Annotated in this window: 2 protein-coding genes; both read right to left on the bottom strand. The window is 30.3% G+C overall.

What is annotated here, in order from left to right:
* Positions 1–102: 102 nt before the first annotated feature.
* Entirely contained in the window at positions 103–489 is a 387-nt protein-coding gene (locus KQI16_RS06350; protein ID WP_216432843.1) for a cupin domain-containing protein, read from the bottom strand.
* Between the two features lie 281 nt (positions 490–770).
* Positions 771–9245, bottom strand: coding sequence for a GH36-type glycosyl hydrolase domain-containing protein (locus KQI16_RS06345; protein ID WP_216432842.1), 8475 nt, complete (start codon positions 9243–9245; stop codon positions 771–773).
* Positions 9246–9505: the final 260 nt, after the last annotated feature.

Below are 9505 nucleotides of genomic sequence, written 5' to 3'. Positions count from 1 at the left end.
CAATATCTGAAATTTATTCATTTGTACATTAATTTCTATTGAACCGCCGTGTACCGAACGGTACGCACGGTGGTGTGAGAGGACGCTGAATAAAATAATTATTCAGCTCCTACTCGATTTTTCCATATCAACCTTTTTTATAGTATTATGCATATATGTTATTTCTGGGTTTAACTTATTAATTTCTGCTATTGTCATTCTTGACTTCTTTCCATTAGTAATTTGATGATTTTGACCTTTTTTAATATATACAGTACTTCCAGAACTAATATCAAACTCTTCCTCTTCAATTTTTATCCTGCCATTCCCCTTTAAAACAACTATTATCTTTTCATCATTTTTTAGCTTATGAGTTTTTGTATACTGTCCGGGATTAAAGAAAAGAACATTACATTCCAAATCTTGGCCCTTAAATACAGGAATTTTAGTAACCACCATTTCATTGTACTGTTCTATGGAAGTTTCTAAAAGATTTATATTAATATCCAAAATATGGCCTCCTCCTACTATGATTTCTTGTTTTATTATTTGATAATTAATTAATATTTATTCAATATAATATCTTTTAAAAATAAAGGTTAAAATTAATGAACACCATTAATTTTAACCTTTTAATTTTTAAATGTAATCACTCGAAACTAAACATTTCCCCAAACTCCAAACTCCTAACTCCACACTCCTAACTCCTAACTCCACACTCCTAACTCCTAACTCAGCACTACTAACTACTAACTCCTAACTGTTTCACACTCCACACTCCTAACTCCACACTAAATAGTTATTTCCACTTCAAGCTTTCCTTTATTCTTAGGAATTAAGCTATCTTTTGCTAATTTTCCATTTATTCTTGTTCCCTTATTTTCCCCTCGTACTACCTTGATATTATATTCTTCTTTATCATTCTTTATCTTTATCTCATATTCCTTCCAGTCTATTGGGATACAAGGTTCTATTTTATAGTATTTTCCGCCTATTGTTTTTAAGCCTAAAATGTTCTTTATACCTACGCTGTACATCCAGCCAGAGGAACCTGTATACCAGCTCCAGCCTCCTCTTCCGCCGTGAGGTTCTTTAACATATACATCTGCAGCTATAACATAAGGCTCTAACTTATAGCGTCTTGCATCTCTTTCGCTTCTAGAATGATTAATTGGATTTATCATATTATAGTAATTTACTGCCTTATCTCCAAGACCTAGTTTTGTTAAGGCTAGAATTACCCAAATTGCAGCATGGGTATATTGACCTCCATTTTCCCTAACTCCTGGAACATAGCCCTTTATATATCCTGGTTCTAAATGGGAACTATCAAAAGGCGGTGCCAAAAGCTTAATTAAGCCATTATCCTTATCCACTAAGTATTTATCTACTGAATTCATGGCTTCTATTTGTCTTTCTGGATTAGCAGCCTTTGATATTATAGACCAGCTTTGAGCTATAGAATCTATTTTACATTCAGGATTTTCCTTTGAACCTAATGGCTCTCCATTATCAAAGTAAGCTCTTCTATACCAATTTCCATCCCAAGCATTTTCTTCTATATTTTCTTTAATAAACTTTTGGAATTTTTCATATTCCTCAGCCTTGTTTCTATCCTTCTTATAATCGCATATTTCCTTAAAGCTGTCTAAGATTGAATACAAGAACCAGCCAAGCCATACACTTTCTCCTGATCCCTTATTACCAACTGTACTCATTCCATCATTCCAGTCTCCACTTCCCATAAGAGGGATATTATTAGGACCAAATTTAAGAGCTTTATCTATGGCCTTTAGGCAATGTTCATAAATAGTACCTTCTATATTTGAAGAAGGAACTATTGTATATCTTTCATCTTCTCCTGCTTTTAAAGGTTCATCTTCAAGATAATTTGCCTTTTCCTCTAAAATACTGTAATCTCCTGTTGTTTTAATGTATTGTGCTGTTACATAAGGCATCCATAATAAGTCGTCTGAGAACTTTGTTCTTATACCTGAATTAATTATAGGATGCCACCAGTGCTGAACATCTCCTTCTACATACTGTCTTGAAGCACTTCTTATTATTTGATCTCTTGTTATTTTAGGATCAACTATACCTAAGGCTAAGGAATCTTGAAGCTGATCCCTAAAGCCATAAGCTCCTCCTGATTGATAGAAGGCTGTTCTAGCCAGGTATCTACAAGCAAGAGTTTGATATAAAAGCCAGCCATTAAGCATATAATCCATAGATAAATCTGGTGTCTTTACTTGTATATTTCCCAGGAAATTTGCCCAGTAATCTTTCACCTTTCGAATTTCTTCTTTAACTTGTTCTATGCTGCTATATTTTTCGATTTTTTCTTCTATTACTCTATCTTCTTCTTCTTGACCAAAGATTACTACAAATTCTATTTCATCCTTAGCTTTTAGCTTTAAGTCAATCTTAGAAGATAAACAAGGGTCATAAATACTTCCTGCCTTATTATTTAATTTATCTTCATACACTCCTACTGGATATTCTATATCTCCTCCTATACCTATAAAGGCTTTTCTATCTCCAGTAAAACTTTGATCTTTTAAGCCATTTATGGATAAGTAAGCTTTTAACTTACCAAAATATTTGCTATATGGGTTTCTTCCAAGTATATAATTATCCCTTATTTCAGTTGTTATATATTTAGAGCTTTGATAATTATAAACTCCTAAAACAAGCTGAGCATAATAAGTTACTGACAGCTCCCTATCTTTATCTGCTAGATTTTTTAATTTAACCTTACATAACTTTAGTTTTTCATTTAAAGGTGAGAAAACAATCATTTCTCCCTTTATATCATAAGCACTATGACTAAAGCTTGAATAACCAAAGCCGTGTTCAATTATATATTCACCGCTATCTCTAATTGGCATTGGAGTTATTGTAAAGGCTTCATCTAAGTCTTTATCTCTTATATAAAGGGCTTCACTTGCCGGATCTATTACCCAATCATTTGACCAAGGAGTTATTTTATTCTCCCTGCTATTTTCACACCAGTTATAGGAAGAACCAACTTCTGATATATGGAAGCCAAATTTATCATTAGAGATAACATTTATCCATGGAGCTGGAGTACTTTCATAGTTTTTAAGCTTAATTACATAACTGTTATTTTCTCTATTAAAACCTCCATAACCATTAAAGAAATCTAATTTTAAATTATTTTCTTCTAAGTAATTATTGTTTCCATGATTATTTTCTTTCTTCTTAACAGTAACATCAGTTATTTCTTGCTCTAAGGCAAGCTTTCTATAGTAATTAGATTTCCTTATGTTATCTCTCATTCTTTCTAAGTGAGATAGGTCTTCTTCTATTTTATAATTATCTTCTGATTTTAATTGCTTTACTAAGCTTCCATCTTTTGAATTAATATATAAATTTGATATACCAATTAGAAAATCTCTTATTTCCATCGGCATTGTTGCCTTATTATGAAGGAATACTCCACCATTTTTATTTAAATTATCTCTTTCTAAGGAATTATTTATTGTTGATACAATATTCTTTTGCAATGGTTCTTCATAGGATAACTCCTCATGATTGTAGACTACTAAATCACATTTAAGCCCCTTAATTTTAAAATAGTAATGCATATTAATTACTTGTCTTAGTAAGTCTATATCTTTTTCCTTATAAATCTCTAGGAATATAATTGGTAAATCTCCTGATATTCCATATGGCCATAAGTCTTCCTGGCTTTTGTTGATATTTTTAATATATTCCTCTCTATTTTTACGTTTGCTGTTTAAATATAGAATGTGAGAGGCAAAGCTTTGATAAATATTGGCCTGAGCTGATCTTATTCCAATATGCTTTAACTCTAATACATTCTTATAGTTATAGCAATTAACTGCCTTTTCAATAGCTGATATATTTTTATATTTCCTAATTAAATTTAACAGCTCCTCTTTAGAATCAGATACTCCTGTTAAATAGTAAATGCTTTTTTCTTCTTTTGGCTTTAATTTTATTTTGCATCTTAAGCTCATTATTGGATCCAGAACTATACCTACTGTATTTTCTAAGACATTATTAGCATCCATTGCCCTTGGAGCTTTTAAGGTCTTATTTCTTCCAATAAAGTTAAGCCTTGAAGTTTCATAAGTTAATTCATCTATTTCTTCTTCGGCTTCTATGGTATGGAATATATAATGAGTTTTTTCCTTTTCGCTTCTCTTTCTTCTATTTCCAATTAAAGCTTTAAGTTCTTCATTATAGTCTGTACTAATAAATAAGTTAGAGAAAGCTGGATGAACCACATCCGCCTCAAAACTTTGAAGGGTTACCTCTAAATAGCTTGTTAACTCTAAATTTTTTTCCTCTGTACCATTATTTTTTAAGGATATTTTTCTTATTTCTACATCATCATCTGAAGCTAAAGATACTTCATAATTTGTCTCTATATCTTCATCTTTTCTTGTAAATTTAGCCTTATCTACTGTAAATTCTACAGAATAGTCATTACCTATTTCCTTACAAGGCTCATAGGATGGGCTCCAATATTTATCATTATCTAAATCTTTAATATAAAAGAGCATTCCGGAAGCATCAGAAGTACTATCTCCCTTCCATCTATAAACTGTTAAGTTATCTCTTTTGGAGTAACCACTTCCTGAATTATTAATCATAATAGAATAGGAACCATTTGATAAAAGTAATACTTCAGGATTTTCCCTATTATATCCTCTAAATATTCTAGGAATAAAATCTTCTTTTTCTATATTTAATTTTTCATTATTGTAAGTTCCTGTTTCCCTTGTGAAAGTTATATTTTCTGGAACCTTTTCTTTAAGAAGAACTTCTACTGCCTTTATCTCTGGGATGCTGTGGAATCTTTCTTTTAAAATATCATCATTTATTACATTATCTAAAGCAAGTAAGGACATTCCTAAATGGTGAACCATATAGGACCTTACTTCCTTTCCTATTAATTCTTCTCCCTTTTCACCTTCACTATAATCAATTGCTTCAATAAAACCATATCTTCCATAATACCCCTCATTATGAAGCTTTCTTAAGTTTTCTATTGCTCCTAAAGCATCATAAGGTAGGGCCATCATTGTAGAATATGGAGAAATTACAAGATTTTCCTCTAAACCTCTCTTTAATCCAATGCCAGGAACACCAAAGGCCTTATATTGATAATTTTGATTTATATCTGTATCATAATAGCCTGATTCAGATATTCCCCAAGGAACATTTTTATTTTCTCCATAATATTTTTGAGCATTTATAACAGACCTATAGGTTAAGTCCCAAATTGTATTTCTATAATTCTTTAGAATTTGGTATGGCATAAAGTACTCAAACATTGTACCGCTCCAAGAAGCTAAAGCCTTTTGATTATAAACCTTTGTCATATTCCTGCTTAGCTTATACCAATGCTTTCTTGGAACTTCCCCCTTAGCAATGGCTAAAATGGAAACTATTCTAGCTTCAGAAGCCATAAGGTCATAGTAGGAATTTCCTAAGGACTGCTCTTCTAAGTTATAGCCAATAGCAAATAAATCCCTTCCCTGATCGTAAAGAAAATCAAATTTCATTTCCTTAATTATTTTATCTATATCTTCAGAAAGCTTATCTATCCTATCTCTGAAGTCTATTAATTTATTTATATCCTTATCTAATGAAATTTGTAATTCTTCATTTAAAGAGAGCTTTATTTCTTCTAAATTTGCAATTATTTCATTTAAAGAAGGCGCTCTAAAACTGCTAAATCTTTCATCTAATAATTCTTCAACATTAGTAAAGATATAGTCGTAAAAATCTAACTTCTTTTCTAATTCCTTTTTTAGCTTTTTAATCCAATAATATTCTTTCTTACCTTCTGCAGCTAAAGGCTCTATTCTTCCTAATTCTTCCCTTAAAATCTGCCTATATTCTCTTAAATTGATATTATCGGATATATTATTTTCTAATTCTTTTTTATCATCTATTCTTATTAAATTGTAAGTTTCTAAAAGAGCAGTTATTTCCCTTTCTCTTACTATTGGAGCATCTTTAAATTTATTTATTGTTTCCTTAATTATCCACAGATAACCTAAAAGATTACCGCTATCTACTGTTGATACATATCTTGGCCATAAAGGTTTCTTTGTTTTTGTATCATACCAGTTTAATAAATGACCCTTATATTTTTCTAAGTCCTTCATGTTATCTAATATAACTTCCAGCCTATATATTACTTCTCCCATAGAAATATAGCCAAAGTCATAAGCAGCTATATTAGAAATAAGGCCCATACCTATGTTGGTTGGAGAAGTTCTATAGGCAACACCCTTATAAGGCTTTTCTTGATAATTGTCTGGAGCTAAATAATTATTTTCTTCATTAACAAAATCCTCATAGTATGCCCAGATTCTTCTTGCATTTTCCCTTAAGAATTCTTCATCTTCTATTTCTAGCCTTTCCTTAATATATACTTTTTCTTTTGATATATAACAAGCTAAAGCTGGTGCAGCCAGCCAAAGTATTATTAAAGGAAGCATAAATAATAAAAGCTCTCTTGAATTGTTAAAGCATAAGATAAATAAAACTGCTGCTAATATTGGATTAGCTGCCATTTTCATATAGTACCAAGAGTATGTATTTTTTACTGACTTTTCGACTCTCGCTGCTGTCTTCCATTCTAAAAGTTTCTTTTTAGAAATTAGCATCCTATAAATACTTCTAATTATGGCATCGGTCATTAAATATCCTTGAGAAGGAGTAAAACTTGCTATTAAAATTATTTGCTTTAAACTCTTAAAAACGCCATTCAACTTATTTTTAGGCGTTACAACAAAATCTGTTATTGTAAATAATACAGGTAATATTAAAACTAAAAATACAAGAAGAGCTATTTGTACTGCACCCTTTAATATTGACAAAGATGCTAATAATGCAATTATTAAAGCCGGTGACAATAAACTTCTTCTTAGATTATCTATGATCTTCCACTTTGATATTAAAGATAGCTTTTTTGAAAAGATCCATCTAAATATCTGCCAGTCTCCTCTTACCCATCTATGAAGTCTAAGAGCACTAGCCATATAACTTAGTGGATAACTGTCAATAAATTCAACATCTGTTACTAAGGCACATCTTGTTAAAACTCCCTCTAATAAGTCATGGGACAGTACTTTATTTTCAGGTATTTCATATTTTAAAAGATTATAGAAGCTTTCTATTTCTATAATTCCCTTTCCTGTAAATATACCTTCTTTAAAGATATCTTGATATACATCAGAGGAAGCTGTTGAATAAGCATCTATTCCTGAATCACCAGCAAAAATTTTAGCAAAGTAGGTTTTATGTTTTTCTTCTAAATCTACAGTAACTTTAGGCTGCATTATTGAATAGCCTCTTTTTACTTTAGAATTTTCTATATAAGGCTTATTTAAAGGATGACTCATAGCCCCTATAAGCTTTTTAGCAGCTTCTAAAGGCAAAAAAGTATCTGCATCTAGGGTTATTAAATACTTTATGTCCCTTAAATTTTCTATACTGCTGCTGATTACATTGTAGCTTGTGTTTTCATAGCCTTTAATTAAGGCTATAAATTCCATAATCTTTCCTCTTTTTCTTTCATAACCAATAAAAGCTCTTTCAGACTTGTTATAAAGTCTTTTTCTATTAAGGAAATAGAAGATTTTTTCTTCACTATTCTTGCAGTATTTTTCATTTAACTTTTCAATTAATTCTAGTCCCTTGTTATTGATTTCACTGTCAACAACTTCTTCTTCATATTTGCTGTCTTTTAAATCTCCAAGTATAGCAAAATATATATTTTTATCTTTATTTCCTAAATAATATATTTCAAGCCTTTCTGCCAGCTTTTCTATTTCCTTTGCTGAAGAAAAGATAGCAGGTATTACTACAATAGTCTTAGCCTCCTCAGGAATTCCCTTTGAAAAATCAAGTTTTGGAACATGGGAAACTGGAATTATTTTTGGTATCAGCCAATAAAATAAGGATATTATCACTTCACTACATGGAACAAGCATCGCAATAAAGGCAAATATGTATTGCCCCTTTGTAAAATCTAAAGGAACAAGATAACTAACTAATAAGATTAAAAGATCTAATAAAATTGTTCCAAAGATGATTGTAGATAAGAATAATCCTTGGGATATAGTCTTATCTATCTTTTTATTTACATTAAAGCTCTTTAATAGTTCCTTTAGTCCATCATCTACTATGTAATAACCTATATGCTTTTTATATTCTTCTGCATTATCTGTATTTTCCTTAGAGAGCTCTAATGCCTTTTTAGCAATATCTACTTCTCTAATATTTGTTTTCTTTGAAATCTTTTCTATTTGATGCCTGTAATAGTCCTTAGTTTGAAAATCCATGTATTTATATGTATTTGATATATCCTCTTCTAAAATTTTCTCTACCGGAGAAGTTTCATTAAAAAATCTCTTCCAGTTTATTGCATCCATGCTTCTTAAGGAATTGATTGTTATGCCTATATCTGTTGCTGCATTAACTTCATGCATTTGATCCTTCTTAACTTCATTATCTAGATCTGAAATATCCTTTAATTGAAGTCTGTCTAAAGCAAATCTATATATTCTCTCATCATCAATGAAATTATCCCTTAATATGCTTAAGAATTTATCCATAAACTCTGAAGAGAATTTTTTATCGTATAGACTCTCATCTTCGGCAATATATTCATTTTCTATATTTAGTTGTATATTTCCTGTACTTTCTTTTGGATATTTTTCTTCAAGCTTCTTTAATAGCAGATCAATTTTTCCTCTGTTGTAATAATCTATAACCTTAGTTGCCAGCTCTTTAGCTCCAGTTCTTTTTCTCTGGAGAATTGCAATTTCCTTGATTATTTTTGCAAGATTAATTATTAAAACTGCTCTTATCATTAACGGGAAGGCCCAAAGTTCTCCCATTGTTAATGGCTCTTCTACCTTATTAATAAATTTTATAGCCTCATTTTCATCTATTTTATTGTTATTTTGATTAACATATTCTTTTGCTAATATATAAATTCTTGGGTATTCAACATCATTTATAAGCTCTATTGGGATATTATTAAAGTACTCAATAGGCATATTAAATTTTATTGTTTTATATTCCTTTTCTATAAGATAAATATTATCTAATATCCATTCTGCAGAAGGTATTATCTCCTCCCCTTGCTTATGAAGTTTATTAAGGTATTTGTAGTTATGAACAATACCTTTAAAAGCATAGTTTATCTCTTTTAAGACATTTTTTCTTGTATTGTTTATCCTATTCTTCTTCATAATGTACTCCTTCCTATTGCCTAAAGTTATTATTCTCAATTTTTATAACTTTTAAACCTTTTTTGGCATTAAGAAGTAATTAAGAAGTATTATAGGAAAAAAATAAAAAGACTATAGTGTACTTTTAGCCTGTTATACATTAATATTAAAATAGAGGTTGAAAAATATGTAAAACTTAACAGCTTCAATATTTATATTTGATCTTGCCCGCTTTACCATGTTACCCTTAGTTTATTTTCTATTAACTATGATAGGCCCAC

It is taken from the genome of Caproiciproducens sp. MSJ-32 (assembly GCF_018918055.1).
In the GTDB taxonomy this organism is placed as follows: domain Bacteria; phylum Bacillota; class Clostridia; order Clostridiales; family Clostridiaceae; genus Clostridium.
Note: the sequence above shows the minus strand (reverse complement) of the source record. Positions and strands in the feature narration are given on the sequence as shown.